At 55.5% G+C, this 14069-nt stretch carries 20 protein-coding genes; 9 read left to right on the top strand and 11 right to left on the bottom strand.

The genetic code is table 11. The annotated features are described in order from the left end of the window. Position 1: 1 nt before the first annotated feature. Genes Pan97_RS20415 through Pan97_RS20395 form a run of 5 tightly spaced genes read right to left on the bottom strand, consistent with a single transcriptional unit; the run spans position 2 to position 3455 of the window. Positions 2–1594, bottom strand: coding sequence for an amidase (locus tag Pan97_RS20415; protein ID WP_144975832.1), 1593 nt, complete (start codon positions 1592–1594; stop codon positions 2–4). 35 nt (positions 1595–1629) lie between these two features. Beyond that, entirely contained in the window at positions 1630–2058 is a 429-nt protein-coding gene (locus tag Pan97_RS20410) for a hypothetical protein (RefSeq protein ID WP_144975830.1), read from the bottom strand. Between the two features lie 17 nt (positions 2059–2075). Continuing rightward, the gene (locus tag Pan97_RS20405; protein ID WP_165698874.1) at positions 2076–2576 is read right to left on the bottom strand and encodes a DinB family protein; all 501 of its coding nucleotides are present in this window, start codon (positions 2574–2576) and stop codon (positions 2076–2078) included. A gap of 31 nt (positions 2577–2607) precedes the next feature. Continuing rightward, on the bottom strand, positions 2608–3063 hold the full coding sequence (locus tag Pan97_RS20400; protein WP_144975826.1) for an SRPBCC family protein: 456 nt from the start codon (positions 3061–3063) through the stop codon (positions 2608–2610). A 2-nt stretch (positions 3064–3065) separates the two neighbouring features. After that, positions 3066–3455: an ArsR/SmtB family transcription factor gene (locus tag Pan97_RS20395; RefSeq protein ID WP_206668907.1), complete on the bottom strand. Its 390-nt coding sequence runs from the start codon at positions 3453–3455 to the stop codon at positions 3066–3068. Positions 3456–3608: 153 nt separating this feature from the next. Here Pan97_RS20395 and Pan97_RS20390 point away from each other — a divergent pair, with 153 nt between their 5' ends. The 4 genes from Pan97_RS20390 (at position 3609) to Pan97_RS20375 (ending at position 5326) form a co-directional block, all read left to right on the top strand. After that, positions 3609–4199, top strand: a complete 591-nt coding sequence (locus Pan97_RS20390; protein WP_144975824.1) for a DUF6940 family protein — start codon at positions 3609–3611, stop codon at positions 4197–4199. A 99-nt stretch (positions 4200–4298) separates the two neighbouring features. Next, entirely contained in the window at positions 4299–4712 is a 414-nt protein-coding gene (locus Pan97_RS20385) for a hypothetical protein (protein ID WP_144975822.1), read from the top strand. A 66-nt stretch (positions 4713–4778) separates the two neighbouring features. Beyond that, entirely contained in the window at positions 4779–4991 is a 213-nt protein-coding gene (locus Pan97_RS20380) for a hypothetical protein (RefSeq protein ID WP_144975820.1), read from the top strand. A gap of 41 nt (positions 4992–5032) precedes the next feature. After that, complete coding sequence (locus Pan97_RS20375; protein ID WP_165698873.1) at positions 5033–5326, top strand: type II toxin-antitoxin system RelE/ParE family toxin; 294 nt, start codon at positions 5033–5035, stop codon at positions 5324–5326. On the opposite strand, the gene Pan97_RS20370 is transcribed toward Pan97_RS20375, so the two are convergent. From Pan97_RS20370 to ehuB, 5 genes are read right to left on the bottom strand one after another with little or no spacing between them, the layout of a single operon-like run. After that, on the bottom strand, positions 5323–5946 hold the full coding sequence (locus Pan97_RS20370; protein ID WP_144975817.1) for a MarC family protein: 624 nt from the start codon (positions 5944–5946) through the stop codon (positions 5323–5325). The two genes, Pan97_RS20375 and Pan97_RS20370, sit on opposite strands and share 4 nt — an antisense overlap. Positions 5947–5953: 7 nt before the next feature. Then, on the bottom strand, positions 5954–6733 hold the full coding sequence (gene ehuA, locus Pan97_RS20365; protein WP_144975815.1) for an ectoine/hydroxyectoine ABC transporter ATP-binding protein EhuA: 780 nt from the start codon (positions 6731–6733) through the stop codon (positions 5954–5956). Continuing rightward, complete coding sequence (gene ehuD / locus Pan97_RS20360; RefSeq protein ID WP_144975813.1) at positions 6730–7389, bottom strand: ectoine/hydroxyectoine ABC transporter permease subunit EhuD; 660 nt, start codon at positions 7387–7389, stop codon at positions 6730–6732. Before ehuD ends, ehuA begins: the two co-directional genes overlap by 4 nt. Positions 7390–7391: 2 nt before the next feature. After that, on the bottom strand, positions 7392–8066 hold the full coding sequence (gene ehuC, locus Pan97_RS20355; RefSeq protein WP_196782167.1) for an ectoine/hydroxyectoine ABC transporter permease subunit EhuC: 675 nt from the start codon (positions 8064–8066) through the stop codon (positions 7392–7394). Then, positions 8063–8899: an ectoine/hydroxyectoine ABC transporter substrate-binding protein EhuB gene (gene ehuB, locus Pan97_RS20350; protein WP_144975812.1), complete on the bottom strand. Its 837-nt coding sequence runs from the start codon at positions 8897–8899 to the stop codon at positions 8063–8065. The genes ehuC and ehuB overlap by 4 nt, the downstream gene beginning before the upstream one ends. A gap of 312 nt (positions 8900–9211) precedes the next feature. On the opposite strand from ehuB, the gene ectA reads away from it, so the two are divergent. The 4 genes from ectA (at position 9212) to thpD (ending at position 12617) form a co-directional block, all read left to right on the top strand. Then, positions 9212–9706, top strand: coding sequence for a diaminobutyrate acetyltransferase (gene ectA, locus Pan97_RS20345; RefSeq protein ID WP_144975810.1), 495 nt, complete (start codon positions 9212–9214; stop codon positions 9704–9706). Then, positions 9703–10983: a diaminobutyrate--2-oxoglutarate transaminase gene (gene ectB / locus Pan97_RS20340; RefSeq protein WP_144975808.1), complete on the top strand. Its 1281-nt coding sequence runs from the start codon at positions 9703–9705 to the stop codon at positions 10981–10983. The genes ectA and ectB overlap by 4 nt, the downstream gene beginning before the upstream one ends. 190 nt (positions 10984–11173) lie before the next feature. Beyond that, on the top strand, positions 11174–11563 hold the full coding sequence (locus tag Pan97_RS20335; RefSeq protein ID WP_144975806.1) for an ectoine synthase: 390 nt from the start codon (positions 11174–11176) through the stop codon (positions 11561–11563). Positions 11564–11735: 172 nt separating this feature from the next. Then, entirely contained in the window at positions 11736–12617 is an 882-nt protein-coding gene (thpD, locus tag Pan97_RS20330; protein WP_144975804.1) for an ectoine hydroxylase, read from the top strand. 3 nt (positions 12618–12620) lie between these two features. Here the strand turns inward: thpD and Pan97_RS20325 are convergent, their stop codons facing one another. Next, a complete protein-coding gene (locus Pan97_RS20325; RefSeq protein ID WP_144975802.1) occupies positions 12621–13133 on the bottom strand; it encodes a MarR family winged helix-turn-helix transcriptional regulator in 513 nt (170 codons plus the stop codon). Between the two features lie 301 nt (positions 13134–13434). On the opposite strand from Pan97_RS20325, the gene Pan97_RS20320 reads away from it, so the two are divergent. Further along, positions 13435–14022 carry a TetR/AcrR family transcriptional regulator gene (locus tag Pan97_RS20320; RefSeq protein WP_144975801.1) on the top strand — a complete coding sequence of 196 codons (588 nt, stop codon included), beginning with the start codon at positions 13435–13437 and terminating at the stop codon, positions 14020–14022. The last annotated feature ends 47 nt before the right edge of the window (positions 14023–14069 follow it).

The following is a 14069-nucleotide window of genomic DNA, read 5'->3' as shown; positions in this document are numbered from 1 at the left end:
CCTACTTCTTGCCCACTTTGGGAAGATCGACGATGTCGGGGTAGATCGGAAGCGTTCTATAGTGCGACTCCAGTACTTCCATCACGTCGAGAACCTGATCTTCGCGCCAGAACCGTCCGGCCACTTGAACGCCGACCGGTAATCCGGCGCTTCCTTCTTCGATCTTGGCGGCCAGGCGTTCGCTGGCGTCGAGCTTGCCTGTTCGATCGGACGTTTCTCCGAGACGAACGCGCGTGGCCGGCACGCTGCCGCAGGGGACCCCAAGCAGATTCATCAGGATGCTATAGCTGGCTGCCGGAATCATATCGACCGCACAACTCGGCTTGAGAGCCGGTGTGGCATGCACGGGACACAGGACGACGTCGACGTTGGCCTGGTCCCAGGCCTGGAAGACCTGGTGGACCTGTTGTGCCGCCTGGTAGGTAACTTGCCACAACGAATCGGCCGAGCGAGGTCCCGATGCCTGGAAGAGTGACGACATCTTCCGTTTGCCAAACGGAGCCAATACCAGCATGGCAATCAACGGCCGCGTCCAACGAGGCAATGCTGCCAGCCGAACGAGACGCGCGACTTCGGGGTCGAGCTTGCTTCCCTTGAGCATGCGGCGAAAGTCACGGCCGCCGTCGGCGCTGGCAATCGCGAAGTAAGACTTCAACAGTTCCAGCGTCTTGGGTGGTTCTAGCTCGACGATCGTCGCTCCGCGAGCTTGCAGTCCTTCAATGCCATCGGCGATCGCTCGTTTCACCGCGGGGCAGGGAGAAAAGAAACCGTCGTCGGCATAAACGCCGATTCGCAGTGAACTGACGTCGGTCGAGGTCTGCGCGTCAAAACCAAGCGGCGACACTTCGGCATCATTCCACGTGCTTTGCGGCTCGTTTCGCGAAAGGACCTGCATCGCCAGACGCAGGTCGGCTACGTGACGGGCCATGGGGCCAGGCTGATATTCGAGCCAAGCCATGCCGTGCAGGTTCTCGACGGCTCCGCTTCGCAGCAGCCGCCGAGAGGTTGGCTTCAATCCGGCCACGCCGCAGAAATGACTGGGCAAGCGAATGCTTCCCCCCAGATCGCTGCCCAGACCCAGAGCCGTACCGCCAGCGGCCAGGATGGCTGCCTCGCCGCCGCTGCTGCCGCCGACGCTACGATCCAAATTCCATGGATTGTTAGTCGTGCCGTAGACCGGGTTGCGTGTCTCGTGAATGACCATCAACTGCGGAACGTTGGTCATTCCCATGATGACGCCGCCAGCGTCGCGAAGCCGCGCGACCTGTGGGCCATCTTCTTCGTGAACGATGGCCGGCGAGGTCATACCAAGCGTTGACTTGCCGCCAGCGACCAGAAAGCACTCTTTGATCGAGATCGGCACGCCACGCAGCGGTTGGCCTTCGAAGAGGGAAGGCTCGTCGTCCAATCGCTTGGCTGCATGCACGGCCTGGTCGAAGAACGTTTCGGTCATCGCGTTGATCTGCGGATTGACCTGTTCGATGCGATCGATATGGGCGGCGATCACCTCCGACGCGGATACCTCGCGCGACGCGATCAGGTGGGCCAGTTGAGCTGCGCCGTGCTGCCAGAGCTTGGGGGACGTTCGTTGCATGCCGTGATTTTAGCGACGATACCCCGCCATGTCTTTCACTCTTGTGACAACTTCGCCTCGTTCGCCCCGAATTGACGATGTATTAACGCAAATACAAGCGTTCCCAGGCTGAACTGAAGAACTAGATAAGTTGTCTCCAAAAGAAACCAGGTCGATAAAGGAGCGATCGAGTGCTTCGCGGCGGCTGCTAGGACATGCATCGTCCAGTGATAGCCTCCCATCAAGAGGGCAAACGTGACAACCCCACGAAACAAGGGCATTCCCGCGCAGATTTTGGGGTACAACGCAGAGAGTATCACCCCTTGCAGTAGTATTGCTGTAAAGCCGAAGGCAATGATTGGCTCATCGCGACCAATATAGCCGAGTTCTTGATAGGTTTGCTGGAATAGGACCAGATGCCAAACGTACGCCAGCGGGAACGTGACGATCAAATAGGCAAGCGTTCCCGCGATAATTCTTAACATTAGTGCGTCCGACTTATTTAGGCTAACAGTGGTTCACGTCCCAAGGCCGTACGACAGACAGCTGCCTGACCGCGGTGATTGGCCAGGTGTAAAGCCAACGCACTGAAGCATTGTCGCCATGTGCCGAATACCTCTTCGAAGTTTGGTGGTGGATTCTTACTCGGCTGTTCCAGGTCCGATTCGGATAGGGTTTCCAGCAGGGCGAACGCTTCCTCATGCATCGACTTAAACTTCGAGAGGATCTCTTCGTAGGCGGGATACACGGCCTTATTGGACTGTGGCTGCGAGCCACCTTGGAATAGTTCATTCCACTGGGCTAATGGGTTGGGCTTGGCTTGCATGACGTCCCACAGCAAAAAACCAACGCTGTGGGCAAGGTGGCCTGCAAGCCAAGTCGGGTGATTGCCGCCGTGCGCGGTGGGTGGGGTCATGGGAGCATCTTGAAGGTCTTCAAGTAGTGGCAAGGTGATCGAGTACGCCGTGCGGAGAGAATGCGTAAGCTGTTGTTTTGATTCCACGAACATGTTCCTTGGTTGAAATGATGAAGTACTAAGTTGCGGCGAGTGCCTTTTCCAAGCGTCTGAGCGTTCCTTGCCAACCCCAGTTGTGTTCTTCCAACATGGGACCGACGGGCAGTCCTTCGTGATTCATGACAAGTTCGGTGCCTTCGTCACACGCATTGAATTCGAGTGACACTGTTGTCTCGTGATCGCCAAATCGGTCGTGGTCTTCCCACTTCCAAGAAAACACGAGTTTGTCAGGCCTAGCGATTTCGAGGTACCGACCGCCTACGATTGACTGCACGCCCTCGGGCGAGAGAAAGGCGATTCGGTATGCTCCACCAACACGCAGGTCGACTTCGATAAATGGATTGGTGTAACTTTCCGCCGGCGAGAACCAACGCAGCATGTGTTCCGGCTGGGTCCAGACATCGAAGACCAGTTCGGGCGGAGCTTTCAGGACACGCCGAATTGTTAGAGTCTGCCGTTCGATCGGTGCAACCATGGTTACGACTTTTTTTTCTTATTGGGTTTCTGGGTTTTAGATTTCTTCGAGGGTGTGTCGGTGGACTGAATCTCGGCGAGGTATTGATCCAAGCTATCGAGGCGGTCTTCCCAGAACTGGCGGTACTGCTCGACCCACTGGGCCGCGTCTTTCAGCGGAGCTGCAATGAGGCGGCACCGGCGGATGCGTCCGTCTTTCTGCTGCTCGAGCAGGCCTGCCTTCTCCAGCACGCGAAGGTGTTTGGAGATCGCCGGAGCGGACATCTCGAAGGGATCGGCAAGCTCCGCGACGGTCATTTCTCCGCCTGCCATTCGCGAAAGCATCTCACGACGGGTGGGGTCTGAGAGTGCGAAAAACGTTTCGTCGAGTTGTAGACTTCGTGAATGGACCACCTGAACTCACTTTCTGAAAAACAGATAGTTAACCATATGGTTAAATATAGCGTGAAGGCGAAGTCTGTCAACAACGATTATTTGATTCGTTTCGTTCGATATCGTATGAACGCAGTTGGAGTATTCTATTGAGCAGGAAGTAGAGAGTGGGTCATGCAGGCCGATATACGCGAAATCCCGGGGAGACAGGCCGTATGCTTACGGATTTCCATCGATGGGGCAGCGCTGAGTTTTGAACAATTCGCTGCGAATCTCTCTCGCGATGCTGAGTTTCAAACGGCCTTTAATGAGACACTTGCCAAGTCAACCTACGAAGCACTTCGCTGGGAGCTTCCAGGTTTGACGGCCACCAATTGGACGCAGCCGTTCGAGTGCGTATTGGTCGAAAGCCTGGAACTGCGGCGATCGGCCCGCTGGTCCGCGTTTGAAGAACACTTTGACGGCGACAAACAAGTCGTGACCTTCGCGAACTTGCGCGGCGATGCGACCTTGGTGGTGCCATTGCCGATTGCCGAAGCGAATGCCTATCCTCACCTGGCTGCGTTCGCACGAGACGCCCCGACAGAGCAGCAGCGGGAGCTATGGCAGATGGTGGGCGAGGTTCTTGAGAAGCGAATCGGCGCGAAGCCGGTCTGGCTAAGCACAGCCGGCGCTGGCATCCCTTGGCTGCATGTTCGATTGGATGATCGGCCGAAGTATTATTCGTATGCTCCTTATCGATCGCTGCTGGAAACGGGCCCGTAGATGGCTTCGTCGTCGGATTCGATTTCGTTGAACCAGACTTGCCCGTTTGGCAAAATGTGATCCGACAATACCATCATATGGCTTAGGCGGAGGTCGATCATGTCAGATCCTGGCATTGGTTTCATCATGTTCATGAACGAGAAGTACGTCATGCGGCAAGGGAGCGCGACGTGGTATCGAGGACGTAGTCCTCACCTTCTACTAGAGGCCGAAGGGGATGGACTGGAGTTCGGCTTCTTCCGCTTTGAGTGTCGTGGAGGACAAGAGTTGAGTGACTTCGAGGGGCATACCATGACCGATGAGGATCTGTCGGATACGTATGACTCGACGAACTTCACCCTCTACGACGAGCGATATCCCTTTGTGGATGCCTATGCAATTACTTGCCTCGACGCCAAGCTCGATCGTGAACTGGTCATATTCGAGTGGGAGTTTATGGTTGAGCTGGAAGAGGGCCGAAAACCGAAGAAGATGCGCGGAGGTGCCCGGTTCCCGCTTCGTGTGGTCGACTGAAACACGTCTTAATTGAGAAGGGCGATTTTCATTGTCTTCCCAATTTGTTAGAGCGAGAATTCAAGCATGAACCAGCAAATACCTCCAGATATTCAAGAGCGAATCGCCGCTCGCATTGCGAAAGGTCAATTTAGCAGCGAGGTCGACGTGCTGCGCCGCGCGATGGATGCGTTGGATCAGCTGGAAGAAGAGAAACTCCGCCAGTGGCACGAGCGTCACCAAAGGGCGATCGAAGAGGCGGAATGTGGCGAGGCGCGACCAATCGATGAGGTCTTATAACGCGTACGTGAGCGTTTGAAGAAAGAAGGAATCACTGAATAGTGCCGAAAATAGACTGGACTTATTCGGCACAGGATGACCTGGCGGATATTCTCTTTCACATTGCGGTAATTGATCGGCGTATGGAACGAGCCGATCGTATCTATGACGAGATCGTAGAATACGCGGAAAGCCATATCTCGAAGAAACTGCCAGGACATGTCCACCCCGAAGCCCCTGAACGGTGGCTGTATGTTCGCTACAAACACTGGCTCATCTTTTATCAAGCGACCTACAATGAAACTCAAATCATGCGCGTAGTTGATGGCTCTCGCCATTTGCCCAGCACACTCTAACTCGCCCCAGTTCCCAGCCATCGGCCCAGCCCGTTGAGGATCATATCCACGGCGATCGTCCCGGTCAGCAGGGCCATGATTCGGCCGATCGTGTCGAGGTAGCGCTCCATGATCTTTTCGTGACGCTTGCGAATGATGTCGTGGATCCACTTCAGGATGATGATCGAGACGACGCAAACGAAGACCGAGAACGCGATCGCTCCGGCGGCTTCCGGAATGCTGACCTTCGCCCCGGTCACGATCGAGGCGCTGATGGTGCCAGGCCCGAGCATGAAGGGTAAGGCCGTTCCTTCGGCACCGTGCGGTTCTTCGCCGCGCAGTCCTTTCATCGCGCTGCTGCCGTTCATCACCAGGCGAACCGAGACCAACAAAAAGACGATGCCGCCGAATAGCAGGAACGATTCGTAGCGGACCTTGAAGATCGTCGTGAAGACCGTGTCACCGACGACCGCGAAGCCGAAGTAGATGGCCGCACTCATCAGCCCTGCCCGAACCATCGTTCGCGCGAAGCCGTTGGTATCCAGCCCCTGGATCAGGTCTAACAGGTAGATGCATAACAGGAAAGGATTCAGCAGAACAAGAAGTAACGTCGTCGAGTCAATCAGCTCTTGGCTAAGCATCGTGGGGCTAGGCTTCTAAAACAGTCTTGAGGAATTCTTGGGTGCGTTGCTGTTTGGGCTCGGTGAAGATCTCGCTTGGCGGACCTTCTTCGAGGATTACTCCGCTGTCGAAAAACAGAACACGGTCGGCGATCTCGCGGGCAAAGTTCATCTCGTGCGTTACCAGCAGCATCGTCATGTCGGACTTCTCGGCCAGCTTGCGGAGGACGTTCAACACTTCGTGGACCAGTTCCGGGTCGAGTGCCGAGGTGACCTCGTCAAACAGCATGATTTCCGGTTGCATCGCCAAGGCCCGGGCAATCGCGACGCGCTGCTTCTGCCCGCCAGAGAGCTGCGCCGGGAAGGCATCGGCTTTGCCGTCCATGCCGACCATCTTCAGCAAGTCCATTGCCATCTGGTCGGCAACGGAGCCTGAGACGTTACTGACCAGTTTCGGTGCCAACGTTAAGTTCTGACGTACGGAAAGATGCGGAAAGAGGAAGAAGTGTTGAAACACCATCCCCAGCTTCGACCGCATACGATGCATGTGGGCTTCGTTGGCCTTTTTCTCTTGGCCGTTGAAGTTCATCGTCCAGACCGACTCGCCATCGACTTTGACGCTTCCACCGTTCGGGGCTTCCAGCGTCATCAGGATGCGCAGCAGGGTGCTTTTGCCGGAACCACTGGGACCGATGATCGCGATCTTTTCGCCAGACTGAATGTCGATGTTCAGGCCACGCAGCACCTGGTTGATGCCGTAGGTTTTTTGAAGGTCACGAACTTGAAGTTGGGGTGTCGTTTCACTCATGAGGTCATTGCCGCGGTGCGTTTGCGTAGCCATTCAACCGACAAGCCAGCCAACAGGCTGAGCAGGATAAACAGCACACCCACGATCGTCAGGGGTTCGAGGTATCGGTAGTGTTCGTTGCCGAAGATCTTCGCTTCGTTCAAGATTTCCAGGACCGTGATCGTCGACAGAAGCGGGGCCTCTTTGAGCATCGCGATCAGGTAATTGCCCAAGTTCGGCAGGATGGGCGGAATCGCTTGGGGAAGGATCACGTAGCGGTACGTTTGATAAGGAGTCAGGTTCAGCGCTTTGGCCGCATTCCATTGGCCGCGGGCAATCCCGTCGAGACCTGCCCGGTAGACTTCTGCCGTGTAGCAGCTGTAATGCACCCCGAGAACCAATATGCCTGTCATCAGCGGCGAGAAGCCGCGGCCAACGATATCGATCATCACGTAGTACACGAAAAACAACTGCACCAGCAGCGGCGTACTGCGAACGAATTCCACCACGCCCCAGGCCGGCCAACTGATGTAGTGCGACTTCGAGCGACGCATGACCGCCCAGAGAAGTCCCAGCAGCAGCGCCAACACCATACCGCCGGCGACCGCTTCAAGCGTGACGACCAGGCCATTCAGGATGTCCGGCATCACTTGCCAGACGACGTCCCACTTCCACATCGTTAGTTCCCTCCTCCGTAATCGCGGCCTTGGGAGTGACGATGCTCCAGCAGCCGGAATACGCCGGTGATCGTCATCGACAGAAGGAAGTAGATCACCAGCAGCAGCCCGAAGATCTCGAACGAGCGATGCGTATCGTCGCGGAGGAACTTGCCTTGCAAGGTAAGGTCGGCCACGGTGATCGTCGAGACGAGGGCCGTTCCTTTCAGCAGTTCGATCATGAGGTTACCAAACGGAGGAATCATGCTGAGGATCGCTTGCGGGAAAATGACGTAGCGCATCGTCTGCCAGCGGCTGAGGTTCAATGCCGCGGCGGCCTGATATTGACCTTTCGGGATCGCTTCGAGACTTGCCCGGACGACCTCGGCGCCGTAGGCACCCACGTTGGCTCCCAGCACTAAGATGCCGGTGGTGATGGCATCGAGTCGAATGTTGGTCAGTTCCGGCATCGCGAAATAGAACCAGTACAAGAGGATCAACGCACTGGCACCGCGGAACACGGTGATGTAGATCGCGCTCAGCCAACGCAAAATCGGATCGGTCGATTTGCTCCACACGCCAAACAGCACCGACATGCCAATCGCCACGGCACAGCCGCCGAGCGTAATGATGACGGTGATCCAGAGCCCTTCGAGTAGGAAGGGGAGCAGATCCAGAGGAGGAGGGAGGTTACTCACGGTGCTTCCGACAACTCCTTTGCTGTCACGCTACCTGGGAGGGTCGACTCATCGAAGCCAAACTTCTCGACCAACTGCAAGTGTTCGGGCGAACCAATGAACTTGGCGAGTTCTTCGTTGAACCGCTGGCGAAGGGCGACGTCTTCCTGGCGAAAGCCAAACGCCCCATAACCGCGAATCGTCTGGCCATTGATGATCGGATCGTGAAAGTCTTTTGCTTTCTCAATTTCATCGCTGGCTTGCTTCTGCAGCAGATCGTTGACCGTCAGGTCGGTCGCCGCGACCGCATCGATCTGGCCCCCTTTGAGTCCCAGGATCGCGCTGTTGTAGTCAGAGAAAACCAGCACCTGGCTGTCGTCGACTCCCATGTCGCGGGCGTATCCTTGCTCGACGCTGCCACCCATCACGCCAAGTTTGACGTCGGGGTTATTACGTACGTCTTCATATCCGTGCAATTGGAGCGGATTGCCAGCTTTGACGATGAACGACTCGCCGATTGCGTAGGAAGGATTCGAGAACGAAATCTCCTTGGCCCTTTGAGGCGTGATGTACATGCCGGCCGCAATGATGTCGAATCGCTTGGCTTTCAGCCCAGGAATGAGTGAGCCGAAGTCGGCCACGATGGGTTGGACGTGATCGATGCCCATTCGCTTGAGGATCGCTTTCGCGATTTCAGGGGCTTCGCCGGTGACTTTTCCGGTGGAAGTATCGAGGTAGCCGTAGGGGGCCTCATTGGCGAACCCAATGCGGACGGTGCCAGCCTTTTGGATTCTCGCTAAGGTTGTCTCTCCACTGGTATTAGGGCGATTGGCCTGCCAAAAAATTACGCCCATGCCTGCTGATAGTATTAGCAGTGCTAATACTCCGGTTAGCGAAATCTCCGACTTATTTTCATCGAACATTATTTGGTGTATTTCGTAACTATTGATGTGCATGGATGTTGTGTCTTCGTGGTGTTCTCCGCGAAAGCAGTTGTTTGCACATTGATCTTCGAGGTTAGATGTGCTAAATTTTAAAGCTAATTAGTTGCGGCAGCAACCATTGCTGCAGTAATTTTCGCGAATCCGAAAGACCGGGTAATTCCTGAGGTTGTGTCGATCTGAGGAACGCGAGTGAGAGGACTCTAGAGGAGGTAATCAGCCCGGATGAATATCCGGAAACCTCGCGTCGAAGATGGCGCGCAGCTTCGTCAGTTGGTCGCCAACAGCGAAGAGATAGACGACAACTCGTGCTACCTCTATCTGCTGTTGTGTCAAGATTTCGCCGACACATGTGTCGTCGCGGAACTCGATGGTTTGATCGTTGGCTTCGTCACCGGCTACACCCCACCAACACGGCCAACTTCGTTATTCGTATGGCAGGTGGTTGTCGCACCGGAAGCGCGACGTCAGGGACTTGCCAGACGAATGTTAGAAGCACTGATAGCTCAATTTCCCGGTGAGAAGCTCGAGTGGGTCGAGGCGACGATTACGCCTGACAACCAGCCCTCTCGCCGACTCTTTGATGCCCTGGCACGCTCTATGCATGCGGAGATAGGGTTCACGCCTTATTTCTTAGCGGAACACTTCGGAACTTTTGCCCATGACCCGGAAGAACTTTGCCGGGTCGGCCCAATTGGCCCCAACCGAGAGAGATCATGAATATTATTGACCGAATGGAATCTAACGTCCGTAGTTACTGCCGTTCGTTCCCTGTGACGTTCAAGACGGCAAAGGATCACTTGATCATCGATGAACACGGCAAGGCGTACATCGACTTCTTCGCAGGTGCCGGCTCGTTGAACTACGGCCACAACAACGACACCCTGAAGAGCGCGCTGCTTGACTATATCTCCGGCGACGGCATTACGCACGCGCTGGACATGACGACGGTCGCCAAGAAACGTCTGCTGCAATCGATGCAGGATGTTCTATTCGCCCCGCGTTCAATGGAATACAAGGTGATGTTCCCCGGCCCCACGGGAACCAACGCCGTCGAAAGCGCGTTGAAACTGGCACGTAAGGTCACCGGCCGTCGCAACGTCATCTCGTTCACCAACGGTTTCCATGGCATGACGCTTGGTTCGCTGGCGATCACCGGGAACAGTGGCAAGCGGGCTGGTGCTGGCGTTTCGCTGCACGATACGACGCACATGCCGTTCTGCGACTACTTCGACGCCGAGACCGATACGATCGCGATGATCGAAAACTACCTGGAAGACAACTCCAGCGGTATTGACAAACCGGCGGCGTTCATCCTGGAAACGGTTCAGGCCGAAGGCGGCGTCAACGTTGCCTCGAAGGAATGGCTGAGACGGATTGCCGAACTAGCCAAGGCGTCTGGTGCCCTGCTGATCCTGGATGATATTCAGGTCGGTTGTGGCCGTACGGGCCCATTCTTCAGCTTTGAATTCGCCGGGATCGAACCAGACATCATCTGTTTGTCGAAGTCGTTCTCTGGTTATGGTCTGCCACTTTCGGTGGCGCTGATGAAGCCCGAGTTCGACGCCTTCAAGCCAGGCGAACACAATGGTACGTTCCGTGGCCATAACCCGGCGTTCGTCACTGCGGCCACCGCCATCGAAACGTACTGGCGTGACGATCGTCTGTCGAAGGAAGTCCACGAAAAGGCCCGCATCATCAAGGATGCGTTCCTGGAAATGGCCGACCGCTACGACGGTAGCGTCCGTGGTCGCGGGATGATTCAGGGTATCGAGTTCCCCGATACTTCCTTGGCCGGCAAAATCTCGAAGTCGGCCTTCGGTCGCGGCTTGATCGTCGAAACGGCCGGACCGAACGATGAAGTGTTGAAGGTTCTGCCGCCACTGACCATCGAGTACGACGCGCTGAAGGAAGGTCTGCGGATCATCACCGAAGCGATCCACGAGAACCTGAAGGCGGAAGTTAAGACCAAGACAATTGTCTCGGCGAAGCCATAACCGTCACCCCGATCGTATCATCCAAGCTGAGATGGTACACCGGAAGAAACCAGCCCGGGGGCCTCTGCAAGCGTAGAGTGCCCCCTGTTTTTTTAGTGGCCTTTACGAGTGGCCCAGAGAAATTTCTTTCTGGGCCACTCATGATATAAAACAACATCCAATTCATCATAGACATAGGAGAATATCCAACATGCTGGTACGTAGCTTAGACGAGATCAAAGGGACGGAGCGAGACGTTGAAGGGGGGAACTGGAATAGCCGTCGTCTTCTATTGGCCGGCGACAAGATGGGGTTTTCGCTGCATGACACGATCTTACGAGAAGGGACCACGACCCCGATTCACTACCAGAACCATCTCGAAGCGGTCTACTGCATCGAAGGGCATGCGACCGTCGAACTGGTGCCCAGCGGCGAGAAGTTCGAGATCAAGCCAGGCACCGTTTATGCCCTGGATAAGAACGACAAACACTTGCTGACTGCCCACGTCGATACCCGCATGGTATGCGTGTTCAATCCACCTGTGGTAGGCAATGAAGTTCACGACGAAAATGGCGTCTATCCGGCTGCGACCGATAGCTAAGCCAAAGCCCGGCGCATCATGCAATTCCTGGCGGCTCCCCCACGAGCCGCTGGGACATGCGTCATGAATCGTGACGGTCCTGGACCGGATCGCGACCACCCTGAAAACGGATGCTGTCTCAGGGACCGTCGAACCCACGAATCACGAACCCACTATTCTTTTTTGAAGGATCATGCCGCAAACATCTTCGCTTGATACCGACCCGTACGCATCGCGTTTTGGTAACTCTTGGGAGTTGGCTCCTCGCCTGGACCCGGTTGTTTGGGATTGGGATGCTTCTGGGCCGCTCTCCCGGCAACAGTTGTCGGACTTTGAAGATAGGGGCTACTCGGCGCTGCCCCAACTGGTCAGCACGAATCGTGCTCGGAGTTTATTAGCCGAGGCACGTTATCTTCAAAGTACGCTCGATCCCAATCTCGATCACGTGATCTCCGAACCGACCAGCCAAGAGATCCGCTCCATCTTTCGCGTCCACCAGGACAACGAGTACTTTGCCAAGGTATGCCGCGACGAGAGCATTGTAGCCGTCGCCCGCCAAATCCTGGGCAGCGACGTCTATCTCCATCAATCGCGGATCAACTTCAAGCCGGCCTTTCAAGGTAAAGAATTTTTCTGGCATTCCGACTTTGAAACTTGGCACATGGAAGATGGAATGCCCCGCATGCGTGCGGTCAGTATCTCGATCAGCCTGACCGAGAATGACGAGTTCAACGGTCCGCTGATGTTGGTCAGCGGATCGCATAAGTCGTACGTCCGCTGCGTGGGCGAAACACCGGACGAGCACTTCCGTAGTTCGTTGAAGAATCAAGAGTACGGCGTTCCCAGCCGCGAGGCGCTTCACCTGCTAGTCGAGCAAGGCGAGATCGTCGCGCCCAAAGGTGGGCCTGGTTCGGCAGTCATGTTCGACTGCAATACGATGCACGCTTCGGTTGGAAACTTAAGTCCGTATCCAAGGACCAACTTGTTCCTGGTCTTCAACAGTGTCGAGAATCCGCTCGAAGCACCATTTGGTGGAACAGAGCCTAGGCCGACGTTCTTGAGCTATCGACCATGAATCTTAATTCAGCCGTGATCGGTCTTCGCGGGGTTCATACTCCGCGGAGATCACCGGTTCGGCATCCAGGTCGGCAGCTTCCATCAGTTCGACCACTTGCTCGAGCGACGTGACCAGGCCTCGCACCTCGTCTTCCTGCAGCGACAAGAGGCGATTGACGAACTGTTCCTGCAAAGGGGTTGGAATGCCGTCCAGCTTCTGTTTGCCCGTCTCGGTCAAGTGAATCAAGACGCGGCGCCGGTCGGGGCTGTTGCGTATACGCTCGATGAGTTGACCTCGTTCCATGCGTTCCAAGATGCGGGAAACGGTGGGAGCGGCAAGACCTACGCGGCTGGAAACCTGGGCGGCGGTCACTTCGTCCTGTTCCTGCGACAGGTCGCGAATGGCTCGCAAGCACAACAGCTGAGGAAGCGTCAGGCCCGAGTTTCGGGCTAGCGATCGAGAGTACTGGGAAGTCTTCAAGATGACCCGACGAATGGCCCGCAACATTCGTTCAATGAGGTCCGTTTCTTCCATATGCCAGAAGCAATCGCGGGTGAGTATCGATGGCCAAACACGTTTGGTTTCAATCTATCCCCCAGCAGGAAATGTGTCGATACCGCGACTGGCTGTTGGGCTGGTTCCTCGGGCAAAGTCTTTTCCTTGAACGAGGCGTCACGAACTCACGCATTATTGCTACGGAATTTCTTAGCACTTGTTACGACCGGCGGTCGCTTTGAGCCTGAATGGCTTCTGGGTGAATTTCATCACTTGACGCTACTAGACGACTGGTCTAATATTGGCCAAGCACCCCAAAGTGAGCAGAGGTAACCAGCAAGTGGGCAATGAAACGAAAAACGAAATCATCGAGGCAGGCCGTAAGGCGATGATTGCCAAAAGCTACAACGGGGTCGGTTTGAACGAGATTCTGACCGACGCCGGCGTACCCAAGGGCTCGTTCTACCACTTCTTCAAATCGAAAGAAGAGTTGGGGGTGGCGGTCATCGAGGCTTCGGTGGTCGAGAACACCGAAAAACTTCGCCAAGCTTTAACCGACCCGAAGTTAAGCCCCCTAAATAGGTTGGAGCAATACTTCATTTGGGCTCGCGACGATATTAACTCGCGGGAATTGCGGCAGGAATGCTTGATTTGTAAGCTAGCTTTAGAATTGTCTTCCTTGAGCGAACCCCTACGCCTTGCGGTGCGTCAGGGATGGGACCAGTGGCGGGTCATCATGACCGATTGCCTGCGTGAAGCTCAACAGGCAGGTGAGATTGACTCGTCGCACGATCCGGAAGCGCTGGCCGAATTTATTGTTTACTCCTTTGAGGGGGCAATGATTCGCGTTCAGGTAGATAATCACATTCGGCCCGTGAACCAGTTCCTGCATTTTGTCTTCCAAGTATTACTGAAGCAGGCGGGCTGAAACCAACCGAGTACGTTTGGCATCACATATAGACGACTGGTCTACTA

Origin of the sequence: Bremerella volcania (assembly GCF_007748115.1) — a bacterium.
Taxonomy (GTDB): domain Bacteria; phylum Planctomycetota; class Planctomycetia; order Pirellulales; family Pirellulaceae; genus Bremerella; species Bremerella volcania.
The sequence above is the reverse complement of the archived record's forward strand: the minus strand, read 5'-3'. Positions and strand labels throughout refer to the sequence as shown.